General features: G+C 56.3%; 24 protein-coding genes. 11 read left to right on the top strand and 13 right to left on the bottom strand.

Features of this window, described 5'->3' with window-relative positions:
- Nucleotides 1-11: 11 nt before the first annotated feature.
- The 8 genes from xdhC to F0155_RS17505 all read right to left on the bottom strand — a co-directional run bounded on the left by xdhC (nucleotide 12) and on the right by F0155_RS17505 (nucleotide 9,375).
- Nucleotides 12-1,004, bottom strand: a complete 993-nt coding sequence (gene xdhC, locus F0155_RS17540; protein ID WP_150525849.1) for a xanthine dehydrogenase accessory protein XdhC — start codon at nucleotides 1,002-1,004, stop codon at nucleotides 12-14.
- Nucleotides 1,004-3,364, bottom strand: coding sequence for a xanthine dehydrogenase molybdopterin binding subunit (gene xdhB, locus F0155_RS17535; RefSeq protein WP_150525848.1), 2,361 nt, complete (start codon nucleotides 3,362-3,364; stop codon nucleotides 1,004-1,006). Before xdhB ends, xdhC begins: the two co-directional genes overlap by 1 nt.
- Nucleotides 3,348-4,829, bottom strand: a complete 1,482-nt coding sequence (gene xdhA, locus F0155_RS17530; protein WP_150525847.1) for a xanthine dehydrogenase small subunit — start codon at nucleotides 4,827-4,829, stop codon at nucleotides 3,348-3,350. The genes xdhB and xdhA overlap by 17 nt, the downstream gene beginning before the upstream one ends.
- Nucleotides 4,830-4,832: 3 nt before the next feature.
- The gene (gene uraH / locus F0155_RS17525; protein ID WP_150525846.1) at nucleotides 4,833-5,183 is read right to left on the bottom strand and encodes a hydroxyisourate hydrolase; all 351 of its coding nucleotides are present in this window, start codon (nucleotides 5,181-5,183) and stop codon (nucleotides 4,833-4,835) included.
- Between the two features lie 214 nt (nucleotides 5,184-5,397).
- Nucleotides 5,398-6,354: a LysR family transcriptional regulator gene (locus F0155_RS17520; RefSeq protein WP_150525845.1), complete on the bottom strand. Its 957-nt coding sequence runs from the start codon at nucleotides 6,352-6,354 to the stop codon at nucleotides 5,398-5,400.
- Between the two features lie 5 nt (nucleotides 6,355-6,359).
- Nucleotides 6,360-7,337, bottom strand: coding sequence for a quinone oxidoreductase family protein (locus F0155_RS17515; protein ID WP_150525844.1), 978 nt, complete (start codon nucleotides 7,335-7,337; stop codon nucleotides 6,360-6,362).
- Nucleotides 7,338-7,470: 133 nt separating this feature from the next.
- Nucleotides 7,471-8,187, bottom strand: a complete 717-nt coding sequence (locus F0155_RS17510) for a CDP-alcohol phosphatidyltransferase family protein (RefSeq protein ID WP_150525843.1) — start codon at nucleotides 8,185-8,187, stop codon at nucleotides 7,471-7,473.
- Nucleotides 8,188-8,424: 237 nt separating this feature from the next.
- Complete coding sequence (locus F0155_RS17505; protein ID WP_208999341.1) at nucleotides 8,425-9,375, bottom strand: DUF2182 domain-containing protein; 951 nt, start codon at nucleotides 9,373-9,375, stop codon at nucleotides 8,425-8,427.
- A 197-nt stretch (nucleotides 9,376-9,572) separates the two neighbouring features.
- On the opposite strand from F0155_RS17505, the gene F0155_RS17500 reads away from it, so the two are divergent.
- Nucleotides 9,573-10,787, top strand: coding sequence for a UbiH/UbiF family hydroxylase (locus tag F0155_RS17500; protein WP_150525842.1), 1,215 nt, complete (start codon nucleotides 9,573-9,575; stop codon nucleotides 10,785-10,787).
- A gap of 55 nt (nucleotides 10,788-10,842) precedes the next feature.
- Here the strand turns inward: F0155_RS17500 and F0155_RS17495 are convergent, their stop codons facing one another.
- A complete protein-coding gene (locus F0155_RS17495; RefSeq protein WP_150525841.1) occupies nucleotides 10,843-11,787 on the bottom strand; it encodes an AEC family transporter in 945 nt (314 codons plus the stop codon).
- Nucleotides 11,788-11,804: 17 nt separating this feature from the next.
- Entirely contained in the window at nucleotides 11,805-11,948 is a 144-nt protein-coding gene (locus tag F0155_RS23450) for a hypothetical protein (protein ID WP_161599830.1), read from the bottom strand.
- 153 nt (nucleotides 11,949-12,101) lie between these two features.
- Here F0155_RS23450 and F0155_RS17490 point away from each other — a divergent pair, with 153 nt between their 5' ends.
- From F0155_RS17490 to hspQ, 3 genes are all read left to right on the top strand, one after another.
- Nucleotides 12,102-12,992 carry an LpxL/LpxP family acyltransferase gene (locus F0155_RS17490; RefSeq protein WP_150525840.1) on the top strand — a complete coding sequence of 297 codons (891 nt, stop codon included), beginning with the start codon at nucleotides 12,102-12,104 and terminating at the stop codon, nucleotides 12,990-12,992.
- 99 nt (nucleotides 12,993-13,091) lie between these two features.
- On the top strand, nucleotides 13,092-14,132 hold the full coding sequence (locus F0155_RS17485; RefSeq protein ID WP_150525839.1) for an HpcH/HpaI aldolase/citrate lyase family protein: 1,041 nt from the start codon (nucleotides 13,092-13,094) through the stop codon (nucleotides 14,130-14,132).
- A 103-nt stretch (nucleotides 14,133-14,235) separates the two neighbouring features.
- Entirely contained in the window at nucleotides 14,236-14,559 is a 324-nt protein-coding gene (hspQ, locus tag F0155_RS17480; protein ID WP_150525838.1) for a heat shock protein HspQ, read from the top strand.
- Nucleotides 14,560-14,633: 74 nt separating this feature from the next.
- Here hspQ and F0155_RS17475 read toward each other — a convergent pair whose 3' ends face one another.
- Nucleotides 14,634-15,239: an invasion associated locus B family protein gene (locus F0155_RS17475; RefSeq protein ID WP_150525837.1), complete on the bottom strand. Its 606-nt coding sequence runs from the start codon at nucleotides 15,237-15,239 to the stop codon at nucleotides 14,634-14,636.
- Nucleotides 15,240-15,502: 263 nt separating this feature from the next.
- On the opposite strand from F0155_RS17475, the gene F0155_RS17470 reads away from it, so the two are divergent.
- From F0155_RS17470 to F0155_RS17455, 4 genes are all read left to right on the top strand, one after another.
- Nucleotides 15,503-17,365: an extracellular solute-binding protein gene (locus tag F0155_RS17470; protein WP_150525836.1), complete on the top strand. Its 1,863-nt coding sequence runs from the start codon at nucleotides 15,503-15,505 to the stop codon at nucleotides 17,363-17,365.
- Nucleotides 17,366-17,385: 20 nt separating this feature from the next.
- The gene (locus tag F0155_RS17465; RefSeq protein ID WP_150525835.1) at nucleotides 17,386-19,014 is read left to right on the top strand and encodes a class I adenylate-forming enzyme family protein; all 1,629 of its coding nucleotides are present in this window, start codon (nucleotides 17,386-17,388) and stop codon (nucleotides 19,012-19,014) included.
- A 13-nt stretch (nucleotides 19,015-19,027) separates the two neighbouring features.
- Nucleotides 19,028-20,209: a PleD family two-component system response regulator gene (locus tag F0155_RS17460; RefSeq protein WP_150525834.1), complete on the top strand. Its 1,182-nt coding sequence runs from the start codon at nucleotides 19,028-19,030 to the stop codon at nucleotides 20,207-20,209.
- Nucleotides 20,210-20,304: 95 nt separating this feature from the next.
- Nucleotides 20,305-20,967 carry a DsbA family oxidoreductase gene (locus F0155_RS17455; RefSeq protein ID WP_150525833.1) on the top strand — a complete coding sequence of 221 codons (663 nt, stop codon included), beginning with the start codon at nucleotides 20,305-20,307 and terminating at the stop codon, nucleotides 20,965-20,967.
- Between the two features lie 87 nt (nucleotides 20,968-21,054).
- Here the strand turns inward: F0155_RS17455 and eno are convergent, their stop codons facing one another.
- Nucleotides 21,055-22,329 carry a phosphopyruvate hydratase gene (gene eno, locus F0155_RS17450; protein ID WP_150525832.1) on the bottom strand — a complete coding sequence of 425 codons (1,275 nt, stop codon included), beginning with the start codon at nucleotides 22,327-22,329 and terminating at the stop codon, nucleotides 21,055-21,057.
- Nucleotides 22,330-22,451: 122 nt separating this feature from the next.
- Entirely contained in the window at nucleotides 22,452-23,300 is an 849-nt protein-coding gene (kdsA, locus tag F0155_RS17445; protein WP_150525831.1) for a 3-deoxy-8-phosphooctulonate synthase, read from the bottom strand.
- A gap of 322 nt (nucleotides 23,301-23,622) precedes the next feature.
- Here kdsA and galU point away from each other — a divergent pair, with 322 nt between their 5' ends.
- The 3 genes from galU to F0155_RS17430 all read left to right on the top strand — a co-directional run bounded on the left by galU (nucleotide 23,623) and on the right by F0155_RS17430 (nucleotide 26,449).
- Entirely contained in the window at nucleotides 23,623-24,516 is an 894-nt protein-coding gene (gene galU / locus F0155_RS17440; protein WP_150525830.1) for a UTP--glucose-1-phosphate uridylyltransferase GalU, read from the top strand.
- Between the two features lie 82 nt (nucleotides 24,517-24,598).
- Nucleotides 24,599-25,900: a nucleotide sugar dehydrogenase gene (locus F0155_RS17435; RefSeq protein WP_150525829.1), complete on the top strand. Its 1,302-nt coding sequence runs from the start codon at nucleotides 24,599-24,601 to the stop codon at nucleotides 25,898-25,900.
- A 96-nt stretch (nucleotides 25,901-25,996) separates the two neighbouring features.
- Nucleotides 25,997-26,449, top strand: a complete 453-nt coding sequence (locus tag F0155_RS17430) for a DUF4864 domain-containing protein (protein WP_150525828.1) — start codon at nucleotides 25,997-25,999, stop codon at nucleotides 26,447-26,449.

The following is a 26,449-nucleotide window of genomic DNA, read 5'->3' as shown; positions in this document are numbered from 1 at the left end:
TGTTTGCCGAGTTATCGGCTGAAAGTTCTTATGTTTTCAAGTCCCTCTGGTTGGTCCGCCTGTTGATGAGCGGTTTCCTCCCGTTGCAACAAATCGACCGCAATGCCTGCTGCTATCGCCGCCGGATGCTTGGATCTGATCGTTGGCACCCCGATCGGGCAGACCATTTCGGACAGAAGACTGTCGGAAAGTCCGCGCTGTTTCAGACGTTTTCTGAACCGCGCACGTTTTGTCTTGCTGCCAATGACCCCGCATAACGCGAAGCGCTGCTGCATCAACGCCGCCGCCATGATCTCCTCATCCATGGCGTGGCAATGGGTCATGGCCAGTACGAAAGCACCATCCGGAGCGCTCTCCAGCGCGCATTCCGGACGAGACTGATGGACCATTTGTACATTTGCAGGCACAGCAGCCGGAAAGATCTCTATCCGGGAATCGATCCAGGTCACCCGAAACGGCAAGGGAGCGAGCGCGAGGACCACAGCCTTGCCGACATGCCCTGCACCAAACAGAAACACCGACTGACGTTTTTGCCCAAAGGTTTCAGTCAGATCACCGTCCTTGAGCGTAAACCGGGATTTCGTTCCCGTTTCAGCTACAAGGCCTCGGATAAGTGGTCCATCTGCCACCTTGGCGACGGTCGAGAACTCGCCGCCCAGATATTCAAGCTCTGCAAATTGGCGTGCAGCTTCCAGCTGAGAAGCCTTCACAACTTCGAAGGCCATCTCCACGGAGCCGCCACAACATTGGCCAAGATCCGGTCCAAGGGACATACGTCTGATCCGCAGTCCCGTTTCCTGCTGCCGCAAGGCTTCCCGTGCGATGCGGATTGCTTCGAACTCCAGTGTTCCGCCGCCGATCGTGCCGTGATAGCCACCGTCTTCCCGCACAATCATGCGGGCCCCGACTTCGCGCGGCGTAGACCCCGCGACAGAGGCAACGGTTACGAGGACACACGCCGGTTGCTGCTCAAGAAGTCTGGCAATGTGTCCCCAAACGATCATCACTCGGCTCCACCTTCGGCATGAGCAGATACCTTGGCAGTCCTCATGTAGCGAACGGCCTTCATGATGGCTTCCGGAGTGGCAGGTGCATTGAGGTCCGGCACAACACCGGGTTTGAGGCTGGCGACAGCATCGTTGATGGCGCAGAAGACCGCGTTGGCCAGCATGACCGGCGGTTCCCCGACTGCCTTGGACCGATAGATCGTCTCCTGCGGATTTCCGCGTCCCTGATAGAGATTGACATTGAAGTCTGCAGGTATGTCCGATGCCGTCGGGATCTTGTAGGTAGACGGCGCGTGGGTGCGCAAACGCCCCTGCTCGTCCCACCACAGTTCCTCGGTGGTCAGCCAGCCCATACCCTGCACAAAGCCGCCTTCAATCTGCCCAATGTCGATGGCCGGGTTCAGCGAATGTCCGACGTCATGCAGGATGTCGACACGATCCACCGTCATTTCGCCGGTCATCGTGTCGATGGTGACCTCGGCGCAGGCTCCGCCAAACGCAAAGTAATAGAATGGGCGCCCGGTAATCGTCTCACGATCCCAGGTGATCCCCGGCGTCGCATAGAACCCCGCATGGGACATCTGGATGCGCGCCATATGAGCAGCCTTTGCCACTTCCGCCAGGCGGAAGGACTTTTCGCCCACAATCACCTTGTTGTTTTCAAAACGCACCAGATCTGGCGTGACTTTGTGCTCAGCGCACAGGAACTCGACCAGACGCCCCTTGATCACTTCTGCGGCCTTTTTTGCCGCCATGGCATTGAGATCGGTTCCGGAGGACGCAGCTGTCGGACCGGTGTTCGGCACCTTGGACGTGTTGGTCGCGGTGATCCGCACCTTGTCCAACGTGACACCGAACTCATCTGCAACGACCTGGGCAACCTTCTGGTAAAGGCCCTGCCCCATCTCGGTGCCGCCGTGGTTCAGGTGAATCGACCCATCCGTGTAGAGATGAACGAGCGCGCCCGCCTGATTGAGATGCTTCAGCGTGAATGAAATACCGAATTTGACCGGTGTAAGCGCCAGCCCTTTCTTCAGAACCGGACTATTGGCGTTGAACGCTTTCACGGCCTCGCGGCGCGCCCGGTAATCGGAACTTGCCTCAAGCTTGTCGATGAGGTCATGCATGACCTCATGCTCTTCCACCGGCATGCCGTAAGGCGTGACGTTGCGCTCGCCATCATAGAAATTGAGCTTGCGAACATCCAGCGGGTCCTTGCCAAGCGTGATCGCAATGGCATCGATCAACCGTTCAGCTGCGAGCATGCCTTGCGGACCGCCAAAACCCCGGAACGCCGTGTTCGAACAGGTGTCCGTTTTCAGACGGCGGCTGCGAATTGAGGCGTCGGGATAGAAATAGCTGGAATCTGCGTGAAACAGCGTCCGATCATTCACTCCGAGAGACAGGTCCGCAGAATATCCGCATCGAGACAGGAAATTGAGGTCAACAGCGCGAATGCGCCCTTCACGGTCATGCCCGACCTGCCATTCAACCCGGAAATCGTGCCGCTTGCCGGTCATGATCATATCGTCATCACGATCAAGGCGCATCTTGCAGGCCCGGCCAGTTTTCGCCGCGGCGAGCGATGCCAGCGCAGCCCACTGATTTGCCTGGGATTCCTTGCCCCCAAACCCGCCGCCCATACGGCGCACTTCGGCAGTGACGGCCGCGTCGGGAACGCCAAGAACCTTGGCCACCGTATGCTGAACTTCGGTCGGATGCTGGGTGGAAGTATGGACGAACATACCGCCATCTTCCTGAGGAATGGCCATGGCAATCTGGCCCTCCAGGTAGAAGTGCTCCTGACCGCCAATCCGCATCACTCCGGAGAGATTGTGCTCGGCTCCGGTCAAACCGGTTTCCGGAGACCCGCGACGGAACTGATAGTCCGGCAACACGGTCGTGTCTGCAGCTACGGCATCTTCCTGGGTCAAGATCGGCGTCATTGGTTCGAACGCGATGTCGACCAGAAGCGCGGCGCGCCGTGCGATGTCCCGCGTCTCGGCGACGATGGCACAAACGGCCTGACCAAAGAACTGGATCTCGCCCTCCGCCAACACAGGATCATCTCCCATAGCAGCAGAGCAATCGTTGATACCGGGAATGTCGTCCTTCGTCAGGATGGCGACCACGCCCGGAACCTGAATCGCCTTCTCAACATTTACCGACAAGATATTGGCGCGTATCGCCTTTTTCGACCAAACCGGAACAACATGAAGCGTTCCTTCCGGCTCGGGAATATCATCGATATAGGTCGCTGTTCCCGCAACATGCTTGTCAGCGCTATCGTGTTTCAGCGATTTGCGCACATGGGCTAGGTTTTCATCCGAAGCGGTCATGTTATGCGGCGCGGTCATTTTCAGCCTCCCGCCGCTTGAGAACATTGAGCCCAGCCGGATCAGTGCCGTCAGCCTCCATCAGCGCCTTCACCAGAAGTGCCCGGGCCGTTTCCTGCCGGTATTCATTGGAGGCTCGCATATCCGTCATGGGAGTGTAGTCCGATTGAAGGACCTGCAAGGCAGACGCCCACGAGGATGCATCCTCAACCCGCGCGCCAATCAGGGCCCTCTCGGTTTCCATTGCCCGTTTCGGCGTGCCGGCCATGCCGCCAAAGGCGATCCGCGCTTCCGTAATCACGCCATCTGACAAGGTGAAGCGGAATGCACCCATGACCGACGAGATGTCCTGATCGAAGCGCTTGGAAATCTTGTAGCAGCGGAAAACCTGATTGATGGTTGGTCTGGGAACGAACACGCCGGTTACGAATTCACCAACCTGCCTGTCCTGCCGACCATATTCCATGAAGAAATCTTCAAGCGGCAAGGTCCGCGACGTGCCACCGTTTTGCAGTTCCAAAGTCGCGCCAAGGGCTATCAGGGCCGGCGGAGTATCGCCAATTGGAGACCCGTTAGCGATATTGCCGCCAATGGTGCCCGAAGCACGGACCTGTTTGGATCCGATGCGCCGCCAGAGTTCGCCCAAATCCGGTGACAAGGAAGTCACAGCATCATGGCTTGCCTGATAGGTCGCTGTCGCACCAATCAAAAGGCCGGATGCAGTTTCTTCTACCCGGTCAAGCGCCTCGACCCGGCCAAGCCAGATGACTTTGGGAAGAGAGCGCAGGTGTTTGGTAATCCAAAGGCCAACATCGGTCGCACCGCCGACCAAAGTCGCGTCGGGATGCTGCGCATAGATGGCCGCAAGTCCTTCGATTGAAGCTGGCGACGCAAAAAAACCATCCCCATAGGGAAGATAAACGTCCCGGTCATCATCGAGCGACTGCAGCAACTCGGCCGTCTGCGAACTGCGGCGGGAAAAGCAGTCATCTGCCGTTTCAAAACAGCTGGTCAGTGCGGCCTCGATAATCGGACGATACCCCGTGCAGCGACACAAGTTTCCGGCAAGCCAGTCGGTGACAGCCTTGCGGCTCTTTTCCGCTCCATTGGAATGGTAAAGCGTGAACATGGACATGACAAAGCCGGGAGTGCAGAACCCGCATTGCGAGCCATGCAAATCAACCAGAGCCTGTTGGACCGGATGAAGGCGATTATCCTCGGCAAGGTCTTCGACCGTTACCAGCTCAGCGCCATCAATCATGCCAAGCAACAAAATGCAGCTGTTAACGGGCTGGTAGACCACCCGGTCACCGGACAGGCGGCCAAGAGCAACGGTGCAGGCACCACAATCTCCCTCGCCGCAACCTTCCTTGGTGCCGGTCTTGCGTTTTCTGAGGCGCAGATAATCCAGCACCGTTTCTGTCGGCTTGACGTCTGTCAGCTCGACTACCTGTCCGTTCTGGAGAAACCGGATGGTTTCACGCATCAATCAACTCCCCCGATAGGTCGAATAGCCAAAGGCGGATAAAAGCAATGGAACATGATAATGGGCGCCTTCGTCTGCTATGCCAAAGCGGATCGGCACAATGTCCAGAAATAATGGATCGGGAAGTGCCTGCCCGCTGGCCTTCAGATAGTCACCAGCATGGAACCGAAGCTCATAAACGCCGCGCTTGAGAGCTGATCCTTCAAGGATCGGCGCGTCTACACGCCCGTCATCATTGGTCACATGGGTTGAAACCCGTTCTCCGGTTCCCTCAACCGACCAAAGTTCGATCTTCAGTCCCTGAGCCGGACGGCCAAGTGCCGTATCCAGAACGTGGGTGGTCAAACGCCCCATGGGTAACTTCCTCTCCCTTGAAGCATCGGGCGTTTTGCTGGAAACGCCCAAAGATGCTCGTTCACTGCTGGAGCGATCAGCTTTGGGCGCTCAATCGATTCTCATGTAGCGCCCGCTGATCTAGGAAAGTACAGAAGTGCCCATACCTTCCCCTTGTCAAAAATGATTGCACCAAACAAAAAGGATCGATAGCGCCGATTTGCGCCAGCATTGATCACTTTTCGGCATCAAGCCCGGACAAGTGAGCGCTCAATGTCTCCACAGCGTGCTCAAAGAATCGCGCAGGAGCAAGACCCAATGCCCGAAGGGAAGACGTTACAATGCAGAGCCGGTCCGCCTGTAAGGGTTCGTCTTCAAGCGGTTTGAAGACAAGAATACCTGAAGCCAGATCCTCTTCGCAGCCCACTCTCGTCTGAAACCCGATCACTTCGCCGGACCGCACGAGGGTCCTCAGAAACTTGAGAGAATCCGCCTCCACATACACGGCCGGATCATGGGACTGGGACCGGCGAGCAGCATCAAGCCGACTTCTCAGCGACAAGCCCTTGGAAGGCAGGGCGATGGGATAGTCAAGGCATTGTGCCAGCGAGAGCTTCTTCGACGCAGCGAGCGGATGATCCGGACGCATCAGGGCGCCGATAACCAGGTCATGCCGAAACGCAACTGAAAGACTGGAGGTTTCCGGAGGGTCGAATGTAAAGCCGACATCCGCCTCCCCGGCTTCCACAAGCTTTGCTGCCCCATGAGAAGAGGACATGACCACCTTCAGATGGATGTCGGGAAACTGGTCGCGAAAGCTGTTTATCACCCTTGGCAGAAGAACCTCTGACACGCTTTCGACCGTGGCAATTGTCACCGTGCCCCGGCGCAGTCCCTTGAGCGCCTCAAGCTCTGCCATGGTCCCGTCGAAGTCGGAATAGGTTCGCCTGACATGGGCAAGCAGAACTTCGCCTGCCTCAGACAGTTTCAATCGGCGGCCGACACGTTCAAACAACTGCAGCCCAAGGGAATCTTCCAGCCACAACACTTGCCGGTTGACGGCAGACGAGGCGACATTCAGCTCACGGGACGCCGCCCGTATGGATCCGGCCTCCGCCACTTTCGCGAAGTACCGCATCGCGGGCGCATAGAGGTTGCGGGCCTTGTCCTGCCCGCTTCTGGGAGATGCCATATCGCTTACGGGACCAGAACCGAAGCGCCTGTAGTCTTCCGCCCTTCCAGTTCCTCGTGGGATCTGGCAGCGTCAGAAAGTCCATATTCCTGATTGATCGCAATATTCACCGCGCCGGAGCGAACCACGGAGAACAGATCGGAAGCCGTCTGTTCGAGCTTTTCATGCGTCGCGATATAGGTGAACAGTGTCGGGCGGGTTGCAAAGAGCGACCCCTTCTGAGCGAGAAGGCCGAGATTGAAATCCTGGATCGGTCCGGAGGACTGGCCAAAACTTGCCCACAAACCAAGCGGTTTCAGGCAGTCCAGACTGCCGGGATAAGTGTCTTTGCCCACGGAATCGTAGACAACATCGCACCCCTTGCCGCCGGTAATCTCCTTCACCCGTTCAACAAAGTTCTCGGTCCGATAATTGATGACATGGGCATAGCCGTTCGCCCGCGCCAACTCCGCCTTTTCTTCCGAGCCGACAGTGCCGATCACCGTCGCGCCCAAATGCGCCGCCCATTGACCGGCAATAAGGCCGACGCCTCCCGCAGCGGCGTGAAACAGAAGCGTTGTTTCAGGCCCGACCTTGTAGGTCTGCCTGAGAAGATATTGGGCCGTCATGCCCTTCAGCATCATTGCCGCGGCGCTCTTGTCATCAATACCCTCAGGAACCTTGACCACGCGATCAGCTGCGATGACCCGTTCCTCACTGTAAGACCCGATCGGCCCTGCATAAGCGACCCGATCTCCTTCCCTCAGGCCAGATACACCTTCACCGACAGCAACGACTTCCCCTGCACCTTCGTTGCCTGGGATGAATGGAAGCCCGTTCGGCGCCGGATAGAGCCCGGTGCGAAAATAGGTATCTATGAAATTGAGACCGATGGCGGTGTGCCGGATCCGGATTTCGCCCGCTGCGGGAGCCGGAACATCGACGGTTTCCCAAGTCAGAACCTCGGGCCCGCCAGTCTTGTGAACGCGAATTGCGTGAACCATGTCTTCCGCCTCATGCTTGTCTTTGCGACAAGATTAGGCACACGAAAAAGGCTCCGACAAGGGAGCCTTCAGCAAAAACACTGTCATTTTGTCAGATAGAATACCTGATCAGATTGTCAGATAGAATACCTGATCAGAGGTAGCGCTCAAGAAACTGCTGAACGGCAGACACACTGAAGAGATAAAGGCTCGCAGCAGTAAAGACACTTGCCGCCATTCCCTCCAGAACCATCCCGTGCGAGACAGCTACACCGGCGAGCCCGAGCCAGACAAATGTGATCGGCAACGTCACCGCGCGCCAGCGTTTCACACGCACCGGGTGACTGAAACGGATCGGCAGAAATGTCAGAACACAGCAGAAAAGCACGAAGAAGATCGTGAAGGCCTGAGATGGCGAGAGCACCATCAGTCCAAAGATCACCATGTTCCAGACCGCAGGAAAGCCCTTGAATGACCCGTCCGGCGTCTTCATGCCGTTATCGGCGAAATACAGCGCTCCGGTAAACACGACAAGACCGCCGCAAATCCAGTTCCACGGCTGGCCAAGCATCCCGCTTGCTGACAATGCAAAGGCAGGCAGAAAAACGTAAGTGGCATAGTCGATGACAAAATCGAGCGATGCACCCGACCATCGTGGCAGTCGTTCGGCAACGTTGAACTTGCGGGCAAGCGGTCCGTCTATTCCGTCGACGACCAGCGCCAGTCCCAGCCAGGCGAACATTTCACCCCATTTCCCCTGCGCACCGGCAAGAAGCGCAATGAGCGCAATCGGAGCGCCTGACGCGGTCAGGATATGGATTAGGAACAGCGCAGATTCCTTGCTGTCCTTCTCTGGGGTAATGTCGGTCACGGGGCTTCCGGATCCCTAAATGTCAATTACGCGCGATACAGCTCATACCAACGCCGACCCGTATTACCGGTGGTTTGACCTGGCGAATGGTTCGGGGCACGCTGCCATCCGTCACTATTTCAGTTTTGTGACAGGCTGAACAGTGCTTTTGCGCCCTATTTGTCCGCAGGTCAAGATTGTAGGCCTGTCCCCGGCCAATTATGTGGCGGAAACAAAATTGCACAACAGTCGGGTAGCTCAGGACTGAACCATCAAAAGATAGCTGAGCGCACCGCCCCAGGCCAGCAACAGTATCCCAAGCGCTCGGGAGAACCAGCGGGACGGAAACGTCTTTTCAAGCGCCATCAATACACCAAGAGCTGCGACCCAAAGGACATTCATCAGGCCGACGGCGAACATGAGGGTCATCATCGCCCAGCAACAGCCAAGGCATGCCATTCCCTGCATGAGCCCTTCCCTGAATGCCGCGCCTGTCTCTTTTTCTTCGTGTCGCAAATTCAGGAACAACCATCTCGGATACCAACAGCGATAGAGGCAAGCCTGCTTTGCGGGCGTAAACTGGTAAAGACCGGCAACAACAAGGACACTTGCCGTTAAGGCAAGATGCACCGGGGCCATCATCCCCCCTAAAAGCCCAAGCTTCGACAATCCCCATTGAGCCAGCGTCGCCACGACAGAATAGGCCACCCAAATGACGAGGTATCCAACGGCGACAAGCAGCGTCGACAGGACAGGAGTATCGATTTGCGACCCTGCCTTGACAAAATAGGCCCGCAACATTGGGACGGCACTCGGCAGCATCATCGCAAGGGCCATCATCAGCCACATCCAGAACACAAGCCCTAGATCGACAAGCCCCCATTCAGCGCCCGGCATTCCGAAAGTGGCAACAGACGTTGGAAGGCAAAGGGCCGCCAGAGCAGCACGAGCCTCCGCGGGTAATCCTGCGAAATCATTGAACAGATTGAACAGCCCCATCCCGGGGCCCGCCTCGGTCATATCCATGACCGGCACCATGTCGGCAACCATCAGACCCAGATAGATCCAGCCAGACAGGCACAAGGCTGCAAGGCAGGCAACGACCAACGGCCACCCCCGCTGGGTGGTCTGATCAACAGTCAGGGTGTCTTTTGCACCTTGCGACATCAAGATGTCTGCACCGACAGGGTCAGCGGTATCTCTTCCCATGAAATACAGGTTTCCTGCTGAGTTCTCGCTCGCCCTTGTAGCAGTTTCATTTGAACCCCGATTTGATCTGGCGCATGGCCGGGCATGGCAAAAGCCTGAAATGTCGAACCGATTGCGGTTCATGAGGCGACATGCCGCCTTGCAAACATGACCAAATGATACAATTAAACAGCAAGCGTCACGAATGCGAGAATGCAATGGCCAAGCAACAGACCAAGGTTCAATCACACGAAGTCGCCGTGATCGGCGGCGGTCCCTCCGGCCTGACGGCGGCCATTTTGCTCGCGCGCCAGGGTCTTGCGACTGTCCTGATCACCCCGGAAGTGAACCTTTCAGATGGGCGAACAACCGCTCTTTGGGAAGATTCCATCAGCATGTTGGAACGCACCAGCATCTGGGACGATCTCAAGCCATTGACCGCTCCGATTTCACGCCTTCGGATGATCGACGATACAGGGCGTCTTATTCGCGCACCTGAGGTCACCTTTGAAAGTGCGGAAATCGATCTCGACGCGTTCGGATACAACATCCTGAACAAGGATCTGAACGCGGCCCTCGACAAGACCGCGCGGGAAACAGCGGGCCTTACAATCATTCACGATATGGCTGAGAGCTATGATCTGGGTGAGGACAAGGTTCGAGTTACGACAACTTCTGGCTCCGTGCATGAGGTTCGCTTGGCAGTCGCAGCGGACGGGCGAAACTCGAAGCTTCGCGAACAGGCCGGTATACCCGTCGAGCGCTGGACTTATCCGCAGGTCGCCGTTGTCCTGAACCTGTCCCATGAGCGCCCGCACGATCAGGTTTCGACGGAGTTCCACAAGAAAACCGGTCCAACTGCATTGGTACCGTTGCCGGGTCGAAACTCCTCCCTCGTCTGTGTTGAAACGCCGGAAGGTGCGCTTCGCCTTGGCGAAATGAGCGACGAAGCCCTTGGAGCGGAAATTGAGCGACGTGTTCACTCGATCTACGGGCGCATGAAGGTTGAAACACGCCGCCAGATGTATCCGTTGGCAGGCATGATGGCCAAGAGCTTTGCCGCCCGGCGCGTGATGCTGATCGGCGAAACAGCGCATGTGTTTCCGCCAATCGGCGCGCAGGGTCTCAACCTCTCTCTTCGCGACGTTGCCAGCCTTCTGGACGTTGTCAGCAGTGCCCATGCGCTGGGCGAGGACGTTGGCAGCGCGTCCGTTCTTCAAAAATATGATCGCAAGCGCCAGCCGGATATCGTGACGCGCACAAATGCAGTCCACCTGTTGAATCGCTCGCTCCTGAGCGAACTGGTTCCTGTGCAGATGGCGCGCAGCGCGGGCATGCACCTTGCCAGCAAGGTATCGCCCTTCCGCAAGTTCCTGATGAAGGAAGGGGTAACCCCCCATCTGACCGGATTATTGCCGGTCCCATTCAGGTGAACCGCTTGTGTATCGAAGACTGAGAACCAAGGGGACGCTCCAGAGCGTCCCTTTTTCATATCAAGCCGTGGGTGATCGCCCAGATAAAGCCCGTCACGGTCAATACAGACGCGATAGTCCCGATCAGTACGAAACTGGCGGCACGCTGGACATAGACTCCATACTGCTGCGCGATGACAAAAACATTCGTCGCAGGCGGAAGACAGGCCATCAAAACGGCCGTCGCGATCCAGATCGGATCGAAGCCGCCGATCCAGATCAAAAGCATGTAGATCAGCACCGGGTGAACGATCAGCTTCACGACAAGAACGGCAGGTAGTTCGAATGGAACGCGGCCCACCGGGCGCAGCGCAACGGTCACCCCCATTGCAAACAACGCGCAGGGCGCGGCAGCTCCGCTCAAATAGGTCAGCATCTTGTCAATCGCCTGTGGCGGCTCAAACTGGAATGCGGCCGCCGTTACTCCGGCAATGGTTGCCAGAATGAACGGATGGCTGAAGACGCGCCAGAGGATGCGCAGAAGTGTTCGGCCTATCGGCTCCTTGTCCGTTCCCCCAAGCGCCATCATCAACGGCGCAAGAATGAAAAACAGCGCGTTGTCGAAACACAAGATCAACGCTGTCGGTACAGTTGCCGCAGGTCCAAGAACGGCGAGCGTCAAACCCGGCCCCATGTAGCCGACATTTGAATAGGCTCCAGCGATTCCAAGGATTGTTGATTCCGAGATGCTGCCCCGTGTCGCCACGACACCGATACAGAACGCGATCGCAAAGACCGAGTAGGTCGCGAATGTCGTTGCCGAGATAAAGCTGAGATTTGTGAGCTCTTCGATTGGCGTTTCTGAAAGCAGCCGGAAGAACATGGATGGAAGTGCGATATAGACGATGAAAAAATTCATCCACGCCAGACCGCTTTCAGGGATATTCTTCAACTTCCCGGCCAGAAAGCCGAGAAATATCAATCCGAAGAACGGAAATGCGAGCGAAATGACGTCCTGCATCTAGAGCGCAATTCCAGTTAAGGCTGCAACCGGCTGTGCATCCGGATTGACGTTGACGACTTGCCCGCGCTGATGATGACGGCTCGATATTCGAACCACTTCTGACGGGCACCCTTGAGAGCAATATCGGCCTTGTTCGCACACGGCAATGTGTTTGCCATTCAAAGCAATCACTTGCATCATGCGTCGACCTTGGATACTGACGCCTAGCTTGGAATTGTACTTCGGTCAATCAACCACCCGACCCAAACGGTACGGTTGCACCAAACAATTCCGCCCAAGCCGAACACGGACCAACGCCGCGCCAGATTTAGATGTCAGACAGGCCAAAGCTCTCTTTTCTCAAATCCCTTCAATACCGGCTGGAAGCAATTCTCCTTTCGTCGGTCATCTTCCTGTTCCGTCTCATCCCGGTAGATGCGGCATCCGCAATGATGGGCTTTTTGTGGCGCACGATTGCCCCCTGGACATTGAGACATGGCCGCGCCCTGCGACATCTGGAAAAGGCCTTTCCGGAAAAGTCGCTTGAAGAGCGGGAGAAAATCCTGCGAAGCATGTGGGAAAACCTTGGCCGCGTTGCCGCTGAAACGTTCTTCATTGATCGCCTGTTGCAGCAGGACGAACGATTTGAGGTGGTTGCAGATGAGGGCGCACGGGAAATTCTGGACAAGAACCTACCCAGTCTGTTTGTTTCCCTGCACTCCGGCTGCTGGGAGCTTACTGTCCAGCCAGCGGTCGCAAAAGACATCGAGATCGCCGGAGTTTATCAAGCCCTCAAGAACCCGAGCGCCGAGACAATCCTGAAGAACATGCGCCTGTCGCTCTACAAGGGTGGGCTTCACTCCAAGAGCCACCAGACCGCGCGATTGCTGTTGGCTACGCTGCGGCGCGGCGGAACCGTCGCCATGATGGGCGACCTGCGCGAACGCCGGGGTGTCGAGGTCAGTTTCTTCGGTCAATCGGCCTTTGCAACACCGGTTCCCGCCTCTCTCGCCCGCTCTGCCGATGTTCCTATTGTTCTGGGGCGGGTGATCCGCAAGAACGGCTGCAATTTCAGGGTTGAAGGGCGTATTCTGACGCCTGTAACCACGGATGATCGAAAGGCGGATATCGCCGCGACGACCCAATCTATCCACGACGTCTTCGAAGAATGGATTCGTGAACATCCCGAACAGTGGATGTGGATCCACCGCAAGTGGGACTGATTGCATTTAGACGATTGGCCTATCGGAGAATGGTTGCACTGCAGCAAAGCCGGTATAGCATGAAGCCTTCGGATGCCATCAGCACGAAAGGGTCTCTTCATGAAAACGCCGCGCGCCTTTTATCAACCTCTTGCTATTGGCGCCCCTGCCCCGTTTCGTGAACCGCCGATCAAGCTGGAGCGGATGATCCACTTCGTTCCGCCGCATATCGAAAAGATGCGCCAGAAGGTTCCAGCTCTCATCTCGCAAGTTGATGTTGTGCTGGGCAATCTTGAAGACGCCATCCCCGCCGACGCAAAGATCGATGCCCGTCGCGGCTTTATCCAGATGGCCCAGGAAAACAGTTTCGGTGATACCGGCCTGTGGACCCGCGTGAACTGCCTAAACAGCCCATGGTTCCTGGATGATCTTCTGGAGATCGTACCCGCTGTCGGCAACAAGCTCGATGTGATCATGCTCCCCAAGGTCGAAGGGCTGTGGGACATTCATTACCTTGACCAGCTTCTGGCACAGCTGGAGGCCAAGGCCGGCATTTCCAAGCCGATCCAGATCCACGCAATCCTTGAAACCGCTGAAGGCGTGAAGAACGTCGAGGACATTGCAGCTGCAAGCCCGCGCATGCACGGCATGAGCCTTGGACCGGCAGATCTTGCAGCCTCCCGTGGCATGAAGACGACCCGTGTCGGCGGTGGTCATCCAGATTATGTGGTCCTGGCTGACGCCCGTGAGAACGAACCCCGCACTGGGTACCAGCAGGATCTCTGGCACTATACGGTCGCCAAGATGGTGGATGCTTGCCTGTCTTACGGACTTAAGCCGTTCTATGGTCCCTTTGGCGACTTCTCTGATCCGGCAGCGTGCGAAGCTCAGTTTCGCAACGCCTTCCTGATGGGATGCCTTGGCGCCTGGTCTCTGCATCCGACACAAATTGAAATCGCCAAGCAAGTCTTCAGCCCGGAACCGGGAGAAGTCGCCTTTGCGCGCAAGATCCTGGACGCAATGCCGGATGGAACCGGGGCTGTGATGATCGATGGAAAGATGCAGGACGACGCAACCTGGAAACAGGCCAAGGTCATTGTTGACCTTGCGCGTCAGGTTGCAGCCAAAGACCGTGATCTCGCAGAAGTTTACGGTCTTTAGACGAACCCTGATATATAGTGGTTCGATGAGAAAAGACGAACTCTTGCAAGACTATAACCCAAGCGTTATTTCAGCCGTTCAAGAGCCAATCGGACCAACTAATATGCGGACGGCAAAATTCAACATCGGTCAGGTGGTTCGGCATCGAATTTACCCGTTCAGGGGTGTGATTTTTGATGTCGACCCCACATTTTCGAATACTGAAGAATGGTGGGAAGCCATTCCGGAAGATGTGCGTCCGGTGCGTGACCAGCCCTTCTATCACTTGCTCGCGGAAAACGAGGAAACCGAATACGTTGCCTATGTGAGCGAGCAGAACCTGGAGTTGGATACGACCGGCGAACCAATCCGCCATCCTCAGGTTGATGAGATCTTCGAGGAGCAGTCCGACGGCTCCTATCTGCCGCGAGACGTTGAACTTCACTGATCTTGATTTAGTCATGAAAAAGGCCGCGAATTTCGCGGCCTTTTCTGGTTTTGGCGATTGGGCAGTCAGATTGGTTACTGGCTGGCCTTTTGAGCTTCGATCAGCTTCTGGCGTGCCTCGTCAGCACGGCGCTGCAGCTCATCCTGAAGCTGCTTCTGCTTTTCCTCGATCTGGGCGACGTCCATCGGCTCGCCATCATAGATCTTGGTGAAACCAATCAGCGTCAGCTCGAACGGCACGGCTTTCGCCTGCTGGTTCAGAGCGGTGACGATCAGCTTTCCACCTTGCTTCATGCCGGCGACAAAGGTGTCGTCGATGACCAGTTCGGAATAGCAGGCATTCGGGAAACAAATGCCGTATTTGGCTTCTGTCTGCTTGCCAGCATCGACCTGTACGCGCAGACCCGGCTGGATCAGCATGCCGGTCGGAACGGCCATGAGAAGGGTCTTGCGGGCTTCACCCTCGATTTCACGAACTGCAACCGACGACAGGAACTGACCGGTGGAGGTCCGCAATTCCTGTGTGATCAGGCAAACCTGCTTGTTTGCCTTCGGGTCCTTGTTGCAGACCTTGATCCACGGAGATTCCTGCTCTTGCGCATTGACCCCAAGAGCGGAAGAGGACAGTGCCAGCGCCGCAAACGCACAGCCCATCAGTCCTCTTTTCAACACATCAAACATTCGTAACTTCCTCAATCATGCGACGGCAGCTATTTGGCGCTGTTCTGCGTCAAACCTGAAAGAAACTCAAGGCCTGAGACGCTCCGAATCCAATGCTCGTGACGTAACACGTCGATTGCGGCGAGAGGGTGGCCATAATGCAACGCTTTTCAATCCTGAATTGAATCCTGAATATCGGTCCGATTTCTACTGCATCCCAAGCGAAACGCGTGACCTTGTGTTAGTCTTCTTGTCAAGAATCAACTTTCAGGGCCAGTTGTTCCATGCGCTTGTTCCGTATCCCGACCGCCATTTCGAGGTCTTGCATCGTCTTCAGTGCACTTGTTGCAGTTTCTCTTTTTTCTGCATCAGGCGCTGTCAATGCAAATGACGACAATGTGCCGTGGAAGCACGGGATTGCTATGCATGGAGAACCTGCGCTCCCTGAGGATTATGTTTCCCTCCCTTACGCAAATCCGGACGCACCCAAGGGCGGTGTCCTGACCCTTGGCGTTCAGGGCACCTTCGACAGTCTCAACCAGTTCATCGTCCAGGGTGGCTGGACGTCTGCCCGTGGGATGCGCGAGCGTGATTTCGGCAGCAATATCTTTGAAAGCCTGCTGGCCCGCTCCTATGCCGAACCCTTCAGCCTATACACCCATGTCGCCCAACGTGTTCGCATGCCGGATAGCCGCGAATGGATCGAGTTCGAGCTCAATCCGAACGCGAAGTTCTCGGACGGAACGCCACTGACAGTGGAAGACGTTATCTTCTCGCTGGAAATCATCCGCGACAAGGGACGCCCACCTTTCAGCAACTGGTATGGCGAAATCGTCAAGAAGGAAGTCACCGGCGAAAACCGCTTGAAGCTGACCTTCAAGAATGGCGAAAACCGCGAGCTTCCGCTCCTGATTGCCCTTGCCCCCATCTTGTCAAAGAAACACACCGACGCGGAGAATTTCGACAAGTCGACACTCACACCGCCGGTCGGTTCCGGACCTTATGTCTTTGACACGATCGAACCGGGACGCCGGGTCATCTACAAGAAAAACCCCGACTATTGGGCAAAGGACCTGCCGATCAAGGCCGGTTTCGACAATTTCGATGAGATCCGGATCGAGTACTTCCGCGATGAAACAACCTTGCAGGAAGCCTTCAAGAAGGGCCTGATTGACGCCTTGAAATTCGGAGATCCGGCTCGTTGGTCGACTGGCTTTGACTTCCCGGCAGCTCAGGAAGGCAAGGTCAAGAAACTTGCCATCACGAAGGGAATACCCGCGCCTGCTCAAGGCATTGCCTTCAACACGCGCCGTGACGCATTCAAGGATGCTTCCGTACGCCGTGCTCTGGCAATGCTGTTTGATTTCGAGTGGATCAACAAGAACCTTTACTTCGGGCTCTACAAGCGGACCGCCGGATACTGGGACAACTCCGTCCTGTCTTCCATCGGACAACCTGCAACAGAAGCTGAAAAAAACCTACTTGCGAACTTCCCGGGCATCGTGCGTGACGACGTCATGAATGGCGAATGGTTCCCGGCGCAAGCCGACGGCTCCGGCCGGGACAGAAAGATCCTCAAGGCTGCCCTCGAAGAGTTCAAGAAGGCCGGATATGACCTCAAGGACCGCAAGCTGGTGAACACCGCCACAGGTGCCCCGCTGGCCTTTGAGATCATGACCAAAAATGAGGACGAAGAGAAAGTCGCCCTCAACTATGTGCGTACCCTCGAACTTCTCGGGATCGACGTTTCTGTGCGTACCGTCGACCCGTCCCAGTTCGAGGATCGCCGGATCAAGCGCGAATTCGACATGGTGTTCAACACCTGGTACGCCTCCCTTTCTCCGGGAGCCGAACAATATGGCCGCTGGTCCACCAAATCTGCAGACGCCGAAGGATCGTGGAACGTTGTCGGGGCAAAGGAACCTGCCATCGACGCAATGATCGATTCGATCGTCGGCGCCCGCACCAAGGAAGACTTTACCGCTGCCGTTCGAGCCCTTGACCGGGTGCTGATTTCTGGCTCGTACGTCGTTCCCCTTTATCATCTGCCTGACGACTGGGTCGCCCATTGGGAGCGTATCGTGCCCCCGGCCCAGCATTCCCTTTACGGGCACCAATTCGATGTGTGGTGGTCAGCTGAAAAATAACCGGTGCAACGGAACAACAGATGAAGACAACACCCGAGACCCTTGTGGCCGGCTATCGTGAAGCCGGCGCGTGGGGCGATGACACTCTGGACAGTCTGCTGGCGTCTCATGCCCAGACCCATCCTGATCGTATCGCCCTTGTAGACGCCCCAAACCGGGATGGCTGGACCAGCGGTTCACCGCGATCCCTGACCTATGCCGAGGTCAACGCCGAAGTCGAGAAACTGGCTGCCTTTTTCCGTACACTGGGTTTGGCCGCAGATCATGTTCTTGGGTTGCAGGCGCCGAACACCGTTGATGCGGTCATCGCTCTCCTTGCAGGTCTGAGAGCCGATCTCGTTGTCTCACCGTTGCCGCTTCACTGGCGACAGGCAAACGTTCTGGAGTCCCTCAATCAGGTTGGGGCCAAGGCCCTTGTGTCCGCCGACCGATTGGAAACGCGCGCCATTGCGGAAACGGCTCGCGATGTTGCTGCGGAACTGTTCAGCCTGCGTTTCGTTTTCGGGCTCGGCAAGGACATCCCGGACGGCCTGATTGATCTTGGGCCCATGCTACAGGAAATGGGCGACGAACTGCCGCCGCTCGAAGACCGGCGTGCTGAAGCTGCTGATCATACGGCAACCATCAGCTGGAGCCGCAGCAGCGGTGAAATCGTGCCCGTGGTGAGAACGCATAACCATTGGCTCGCAACAGCCCGGCTGGTTCAAGCAGAAGCGGAGCTTGAGGACGGATGTCGGCTGGTGATGCCCTATTCTCTGGGCGGTCTTACCGGTCTTGGCGGTGGTCTTGCGCCGTGGCTTCTGGCTGCCGGAACGTTGCACTTGCATCATCCGACATCCCTGAACAGCCTGACCAAGCACGCCAATGACGTGAAGGCCAATTGCATCCTGACACCGGGTCCGCTGGCCCCACTGGTAGACCGGCGTCTCAGCGGCAAGAAAACCACGATCCTCGCCGCATGGAACATCGCCTCTCCATCTCCAGGTGCGTTCGCTCCAACCCACCGTATTGTGGATCTTCACGTCGCCGACGAATTCTCTCTGGTTGCCAAGGCGCGAGGTCCCTCGGCCAAAGCGCTCCCGGTCGCCGTGGGGGAGTATAACGGGTCAAACGGGTGCGAAAGCGGGCCAGCCCTACTGGAATTGAAAACCAAGTCCCACAAGGAGAACGGAGAAGAAAAGCTCCTTCTTGTCCGCGGCCCGTCCGTTCCAGATATCGGTTGGCGCACAATGGCTGCTCCCCCGCTGGAAACCGACACCGAAGGTTTTCTGGATACCGGCATTCCGGTTGAGGAAATTCAGGGCGGAATATCGGGTTTTGGTATTCCCGGCACAGCAGCCCATGGCGTAGGCCCGCTGACCTCTGTCGACGAGATCTATTCAACCTATGAAGGCGTAAGAGAAGCCGCAGCCTTTCTGGTGGAGGACCCTCTTCTCGGTGCGCGGCTTTATGCAGCGCTTGTTCCCGATGTCGGAACTGTCCCTGATGCAAAGGCCTTTTTTGCCTATCTGGATGCATCCGGAGTGGACCTTGCCAAAATCCCGCACCGGGTTCTCGTCTTGCAATCGCTTCCGCGTAATGAAGATGGTACCGTCAACCGGGAACGATTGACCCTAAGAACACAAAGGCTACCCGCTGCGGTCGCCTGAAACGGCATATAGTATGGAATTTGTCAGTTCATTGATGTGGCACGGGCCCGTTTGGAGCCTAGGCGTAGAGCCACCTGCTCAGGTGCCCGGCTCTCTGTTTTCAAACGTTGTCGACCTGTCGCCACTTGTTCGCGACAGCGCATTCGCCCTGCCGCAGACACCTCTGCCATCGGCCATTTTGGTGAAGGTGGACGATGTTGAAAGTCAGCAATCTCCCTTCTGGTCGGCGCTTGCTGACCTTATGAAGGACTTGCCGTGTGAAGTGCCGCTCGTGTTTCTCGCCGGGCCGCATAGCACGTTTCCGAATGAACCATTGCCCCATGCGGTGGTAAGCGACAACATCACTCCCTTGCATCTTTTCCAGATCATGTGCGATCTGCAGCGGACGATGCTGCGCACGGAAGAAGCCGAAATCCGCCAGTCTGTCTTTGGGCGCGTGGAAAATTACGGCACGGTGCCCCATCGCGAAGGACCAAGCAGCCTGCTGATCATCGGGCTTGGCGAACGGTTCCTTGAAATCCAGAACCTGAGTTCAGACCAGGTCGACGTTATTGGCGCGTTCAATCAGAACATTGCCGAGGATTTCCTGACCAGCAAGGGATTTGACGCGGTCATTCTGGACGCCCATCTCGCAGACAATCTGGAAAACCTCCGCGAACTGCGCATGGATGCAAGATTTGCGACCTTGCCTGCACTTGTCTTTGCAGATCACCCTGTTGATCGCCCAACCCTGTTTGATTTGGGAGCAACGGATGTACTGTCGCCCGACATCACGCCGGAAAACCTGAAATACCGGATCAGCACGGCCGTTCGCACGGGGGAACGACGCCGCATCACCGACAGCTATCTCGCCGAAAGTCACCGCTGGCTGGTGGAGGCAAACCCGTCAGGCGGCATTACGAGAGACCTGTATGATCGCTATCTGGACCGCGCCCGTTCGTTCCTGAAACAGCGGGGCCTGGATATTCACGAGCTTCGACTTCTGCCACAGGAATTCACCTCCTCCCCACTTGCCTTCAATGCATCTGACAATATCTGGACAACAGTCCTTTCCATCGCCAATGCGGCAAGCCGGGAAGAAGATCTCATTTGCGTCGTGGACGGACTAGGTCCTGTAGCCGTGTTGAAAAATGAGCAGGGCAAGGCCACTTTGAAGGCCCGGATCAACGCAATTCTCTCGCACACCATCTTGTAAACAGGCAAAGCTTATGTGCCAGCGGTTTATTTGCTTTAGCAAATCAATTCCCCTAGGCTTGAACAAAGTAAACTGAGGCGGTGAAAGGAACCGGAATGGCAGAAGAGACAGCAATCACGGTAGACGTCATTTCAGATGTCATGTGCCCGTGGTGCTATATCGGCAAACGTCATCTGGAAGCCGCGCTAAAGACTATTCCTGATGTACCTGTGGATGTAAGATGGCATCCCTATCAGCTTGATCCGACGCTGCCGCGCGAAGGCAAGGACCGCACGCAATATCTGTCTGACAAGTTCGGCGGCATCGAAAAGGCACGCGAGATCTACGCGAATATCGAGGCGGCCGGAAAAGCTGCGGGGATTCCATTTGCCTTTGACAAGATCAAGCTGTCACCGAACACGCTCGATTGCCACCGCCTGATCCTCTGGTCCAAATCCGACGATGTTCAGGACGATGTGGTGGAGCGCCTGTTCAAGGCGTATTTCATTGACGGCGAAGACCTCACGAAAGCCGAGACGCTTGTGCGGATCTCCGCCGATGCCGGCATGCAATCCGATCTGGTGGAGCAGTTACTCGAAACGGATTCCGATATGCAGAAGATGGTCAAACAGATCGAACAGGCACAGGAGATGGGTGTCACCGGCGTACCCTGTTTTATCGTCGATCAGAGATTTGCTCTCTCGGGCGCAGAAAAGCCGGAAACGTTGGCCGCAGCCATTTTGCATGCCGTGGAAACAAAGACCAACGAAACGGCCTGAGACAGACTCAATTTCAAATACAAAGGCCTGCCGATCAGCACCGATCGGCAGGCCTTTTCATTTTTTCTTTTCTAGCAGAAAGCCGGATCAGCCGCGCAGGATAGAGCGACCTGCATAGATTGCCTGTGCACCCAGCTCTTCCTCGATGCGGATCAGCTGGTTGTACTTTGCAAGTCTGTCCGAACGCGCCAGCGAGCCGGTCTTGATCTGACCGCAGTTGGTGGCAACCGCGAGGTCGGCAATCGTGCTGTCTTCAGTTTCACCGGAGCGGTGCGACATGACTGCGGTGTAACCGGCCTTGTGAGCCGTTTCGACGGCGTCCAGCGTTTCGGACAGGGTGCCGATCTGGTTCACCTTGATCAGGATGGAGTTGGCAACACCCTGCTGGATACCCTGGCGCAGACGCTTGGAGTTGGTCACGAACAGGTCGTCACCGACAAGCTGGCACTTGTTGCCGAAGAAATCGGTAGCGGCCTTCCAGCCTGCCCAATCGTCTTCCGCCAAACCATCTTCAATCGAAATGATCGGGTAGCGGTTGACAAGGTCTTCCAGATAACGAGCCATTTCTTCCGGAGCAAGGGTCTTGCCTTCGCCAGCAAGCACATACTTGCCGTCCTTGAAGAACTCGGTGGACGCGGCATCCAGCGCCAGGAACATGTCCTCGCCCGGCTTGTAACCGGCCGTCTCGATGGCCTTCATGACAAAGCCGATAGCGGCATCTGTCGATTCAAGGTTCGGCGCAAAGCCACCTTCGTCACCAACATTGGTGTTGTGACCGGCAGCGTTCAGCGCCTTCTTCAACGTGTGGAAGACTTCAGCACCCATCCGCACGGCTTCGGAAAGGCTTTCCGCGCCAACCGGCATGATCATGAATTCCTGAAAATCAATCGGGTTATCCGCGTGCGCGCCGCCGTTGATGATGTTCATCATCGGAACCGGCAGCGTGCGGGCAGATGTGCCGCCAACATAGCGATACAGCGGCAGGCCGGATGCCTGAGCGGCAGCACGTGCAACAGCGAGCGACACACCGAGGATCGCGTTAGCACCAAGGCGGCTCTTGTTTTCCGTGCCGTCCAGATCAATCATCGCCTGATCGATTTTCAGTTGGTCTTCGGCATCAAGACCACCAACCGTTTCGAAAATCTCGCCATTAACCGCATCGACGGCCTGACGAACGCCCTTACCGAGGAAACGGGAACCGCCATCACGCAGCTCAACCGCCTCATGGGCGCCAGTGGATGCGCCAGACGGAACCGCAGCGCGGCCAAAAGAACCGTCTTCCAGAAACACGTCGACTTCCACGGTCGGATTGCCGCGGCTGTCGAGGATTTCGCGTCCAACCATGTCGATGATTGCAGTCATGCCAATTCACTCCTTCGGATGGGCGATCGCAGCGCCCCATTTTCAGTTGCGCACCGGGGAGGCCGGTGCAGAATTTCGAACTCGCGTCCGAACAACGAAAAGGCCGCAAAAGCGGCCCTCCGTCACGCGGCCGGAGCCACAGAAGATTTTACAACAGCGTCCAGCGCCTTCAATTGAGCCAGCAATGCGCCAAGGTCTTTCAGAGGCACCATGTTGGGACCATCTGACGGAGCATTGTCGGGGTCCGGATGGGTTTCGATGAAAAGCCCCGCAACACCGACTGCCACTGCAGCACGGCTGAGAACCGGAACCATGGTGCGGTCACCGCCGCTGGAAGCCCCCTGCCCACCTGGTTGCTGGACCGAGTGAGTGGCGTCGAATACGACTGGCGCTCCCGTCGCTGCCATGATCGGCAAAGACCGCATATCGCTTACAAGCGTGTTGTAGCCAAAGCTGGCACCACGTTCCGTTAGCAACACATTCGGGTTGCCCGATTGCGTCACCTTCTCCATGACATTCTTCATATCCCAAGGAGCAAGGAACTGACCTTTTTTCACGTTCACAACTGCGCCAGTATTTGCTGCGGCAATCAGCAGATCCGTCTGACGGCAGAGGAAAGCTGGGATCTGCAGGATATCAACCACTTCTGCCACTGGCGCACATTGCTCGGCTGAATGGATATCTGTCAGGACCGGCAAACCGTACTTTTCCTTGATTTCGGCGAAAACCGGCAATGCATCGGACAGACCAACGCCGCGTTTGCCAGAGAGTGAAGTCCGGTTTGCCTTGTCAAAGGACGCCTTGAAGACGACCTGAATATCCAGACCGCCCGCAATTTCCTTCACCGCAGCCGCGCATTCCAGCGCATGCTCGCGGCTTTCCATCTGACAGGGGCCTGCAATCAGACTGAAAGGACGGGAATTGGAGAACGTGACATTTCCGACCTGCACCACAGAGTTCGGCTGAGACATTCTGAAACCACCTTCCGGAATAGAAAAAGACATTGAAGGCACATGGTAAGGGGCAAAATCGCCCCGCCATCTGACGCGCCCAGTCATTAGCCCCCTTTTGACCCGTTCGCAACTGGCGAAGGACATTTCAGTCGCGCATCAAATGCATGGGTCGCAACCTGTCCGTCCCGCTGACACGGGCGCACTCCATATTGCGGTGCATGCAAAAGAACTTTATCAAATATCTACGTAATATTTACAATTCTACTTGATTAGTCTTGGCAAGCACACCTGTCATGGATATGCAGGACCGTAACGCCAGACAATTGAGGCAGAACTTCCAATGAACAAGCCGATCAGAAAAGCCATTTTGCCCGTCGCAGGTCTTGGAACCCGCTTCCTGCCGGCTACCAAGGCTGTTCCGAAGGAAATGCTGACAATCGTCGACCGCCCAATCGTACAGTATGTAGTGGACGAGGCGCGAGCTGCCGGGATCGAACACATCGTCTTTGTTACGGGCCGCAACAAGCAGGTGATCGAGGATCATTTCGATCGTGCCTATGAGCTGGAAGATACGCTCCAGTCCCGGTCCAAGAAGGAAGCGCTAGAGCTCCTGGAAAAGATCCGTCCCACGCCGGGAGCGACCAGCTTCACCCGTCAGCAGGATCCGCTTGGTCTGGGCCATGCAATCTGGTGCGCCCGCGACATCATTGGCCGTGAACCATTTGCGATTCTGCTCCCTGACGTGATCATCAAATCCCACACGAGCTGTCTGAAGCAGATGGTCGACCTCTATGACCGGATCGGCGGCAACATCATCGCCGTGGAAGAGGTTCCCGATGACCAGACACAGAATTACGGGATCGTTGCGCTGGGTGACAAGATCGATGATCGGGCCAGCCAGATTGCCAACATGGTCGAAAAGCCCGCTCGCGGAACAGCACCGTCCAATCTGCAGATCACCGGTCGCTATATTCTCCAGCCGGAGATCTTCGATCTTCTGTCCGAACAGGGACAAGGTGCCGGTGGCGAGATCCAGCTGACCGACAGCATGCTGAAACTTCTGGAAACCCAGCCGTTCGCTTCCCTGAAATATGAGGGCAAAAGCTACGACTGCGGTTCAAAGGCGGGTTTCCTCAGCGCCAACATCGCCTATGCGCTTGACGACAGCAAACTGGCCAGCGAATTGATCCCGCTTCTCAATGACATGTTGAAACATCCCCTCGCTGCGGAGTAGAACGGGGCGCACAGGCGCTTGGCAAACCAAACAAGGATGAGGTTGGCCGAACGGCCAACCTTTTTGCATTTCAGGACAGTTCATGCCCACCTCCCCGTCGAAGCTCTCTCTTGCAATTATTGGACTTGGGTATGTCGGGCTTCCTGTCGCCTGCGCATTTGCAAAGGCAGGGTATCGGGTAACTGGCTTTGATATCAACGCGGCACGATTGAACAGTCTGAAAGCAGGCCACGACGAGACGGGATCCGTCACTTCTGCTGACCTTGCTTCGGAAAATCTCATTCTGTCTGACGATCCACGCAGCCTATCTGAGGCTGATGTGTTGATCGTCGCGGTTCCAACCCCCGTCGACAAGGCAAAGCGCCCCGATCTAACCCCCTTTTCAAAAGCGGCAGAAACTGTGGGCGCCCACATGAAGCGTGGCGCAGTCGTCGTCTTTGAAAGCACCGTGTTTCCCGGCGCAACAGAAGACGTTGCCGTGCCTATTTTGGAAGAAAAATCCGGTTTCAAACTCGGGCAAGACTTCGAGGTTGGGTATTCGCCGGAACGCATCAACCCCGGCGACAAGGTCAACGAGTTTGCCACGATCACGAAAATCGTATCCGGCAGCTCACCGGAAACCACCCGCTTGCTCGCCGACCTTTATGGGAGCGTGGTAACGGCCGGTATTCACATTGCCCCGTCGATAAAGGCCGCCGAAGCTTCAAAGGTGATAGAGAACACGCAGAGGGATCTGAACATTGCCCTCATGAACGAATTGTCCATTTTGTTCCATGCAATGGGGATCGACACTCGCGATGTCTTGGCAGGCGCCTCTACCAAATGGAACTTCCTTCCCTTTCAGCCCGGTCTGGTTGGCGGACACTGTATCGGCGTTGATCCCTATTACCTGACACACAAGGCGCATGAAATCGGCCTTACGCCGCAGGTGATTCTGGCCGGTCGCGGCACGAATGAAGCCATGCCCGCCTTTATCGCAGGAAAAATCATTCAAGCCTGCGTGAAACTCGGAGGCAGAATGCCGCCGAAAGTCGCGATATTGGGCGTGACCTACAAGGCAAATGTACCCGACATTCGCAACTCCAAAGTCTTCGACCTCATCAAGGAGTTGCAGGACTTTGGTGCTGACGTGAAGGCTTACGACCCCTTTGCGCAATCAAGCGAAGTGCTCGCCGAATATGGCGTGCAAATGTCTGTAAAAGAAGACTTATTCGACGCTGACGCGGTGGTTCTCGCAGTCCCCCATGATCAGCTTTTGGCCGGAAGCGACCCATGGTCCATCCCCCTGTCATTTTTGAAGGACGGCAAGGGTTTGGTCGCCGACATACCGGCCCTTCTTCCGCGCGAGACCAAGCCCGACAGCATCATCTTGTGGCGGCTCTAAAAGTGTAAAACAAGATCATTGCGATTTTTCGCATCAATCCTTTTTGAATATTTCAACGTATACTGATCTGACAGCCACGACCGATGGAGTGCATGGATGCAGATCTCAAGGTTCTTTTCCGCGTTGGGTTTCGGGCTATTGCTGGCAACGGGCGTTTCCGCTCCAGCTACTTTATGGCCTCAGGCAGCTCAGGCCGACGCGCTGGATGGGCAGGCTTTCCGGTCCCTTATCAGCAGTCAGATAAAGGCTTTCCAGTCTGGTGACGCAGCAAAGGCGTTTTCCCTTGCCACCCCCACACTGCAAAAGCGTTTTCAGACGCCGGAAATCTTCATTCACATGGTGAAGAACGGCTACAAGCCGGTCTACAAACCAAACAGCGTGACATTCGGGCTTTCACGGGAAACCCCGCATGGACCGATGCAGGAAGTCTATGTGACGGATCAGGATGGGGCCAGCTGGCTTGCCGTCTACAGCTTCGAACGCCAGCCGGATGACAGCTGGCGCATCTCCGGGTGCTACCTGAAGAAGGACGAGGGGTTCAGCGCCTGA

The sequence above is a fragment of the Roseibium sediminis genome, from assembly GCF_008711325.1.
In the GTDB taxonomy this organism is placed as follows: domain Bacteria; phylum Pseudomonadota; class Alphaproteobacteria; order Rhizobiales; family Stappiaceae; genus Roseibium; species Roseibium sediminis.
Note: the sequence above shows the minus strand (reverse complement) of the source record. Positions and strands in the feature narration are given on the sequence as shown.